This is a genomic window from Streptomyces montanus (genome assembly GCF_005786655.1).
GTDB classification, from domain to species: domain Bacteria; phylum Actinomycetota; class Actinomycetes; order Streptomycetales; family Streptomycetaceae; genus Streptomyces; species Streptomyces sporangiiformans.
The window spans coordinates 1-767 of the sequence record NZ_VBZC01000159.1; the positions used below are offsets into that span (position 1 = coordinate 1).

Below are 767 nucleotides of genomic sequence, written 5' to 3' on the forward strand. Positions count from 1 at the left end.
CCCCACCCCCCACCCCCACCCCCCACTCCTCACTCCCCCGCCACACCCATCGCCTTCAACGCCAGCCACAACTCCATCCGCACATCCGGATCGTCCAACGACCGCCCCAGGATCTCCTCGACCCGCCGCATCCGATACCGCAACGTATGCCGGTGCACTCCAAGATCAGCCGCGGCAGCGTCCCACTGCCCGTGCCGGGACAACCAGGCCCGCAACGAAGCGACCAGGTCCCCGCGCCCGGTGGCGTCATGCTCGTACAGCGCCCGCAGCAACCCGTCCGCAAACGCCCGCACCGCGTCATCCGCGAGCAACGGCACCACAGACCCCGCGGCCAGCTCCTCGTGCTCCACCAGCACCCGTCCCCGCCGGCGGGCAACCGACAGCGCCTGCTCGGCCTGCTTATAGGCGGACGCGGCGGCAATCGGCCCGGCGGGAGCGGAAAGCCCCACCACCAGCCCGTCCTCGTCCACGCCCTGCTCAGCGGCCCCCCGCACACCCCCGGCACTCCCCGCGCCCCCGGCGCCCCCGGCGCCCCCAGCCCCACCGAGCGCCTCCGCGTACTGGGTACAGGACGAAACCACCGCGCCCCGGTCCGCGGCCAACACCACAAGCCGCTCCCCGTCGGGCACGACCAGCACGGCCTCCCCCGACCGCGCGGCCGCGGCCTCGGCGACCTCCGCGAGCGCGCCCAGCAGATCGGCACCGCCGTCGGCCCACGCCTCCGTTGCCGCCGCGGCCCCGCCCCCGGACCGCCCCCGCGCGGTCGG

1 protein-coding gene is annotated in these 767 nt (G+C 75.6%); it reads right to left on the minus strand.

Annotated elements, in window-relative coordinates; all coding sequences use genetic code 11:
* Nucleotides 1-29: 29 nt before the first annotated feature.
* Nucleotides 30-767 (minus strand): PucR family transcriptional regulator (locus FE633_RS46900; protein WP_171060419.1); only part of this gene is annotated, 738 nt, incomplete at its 5' end.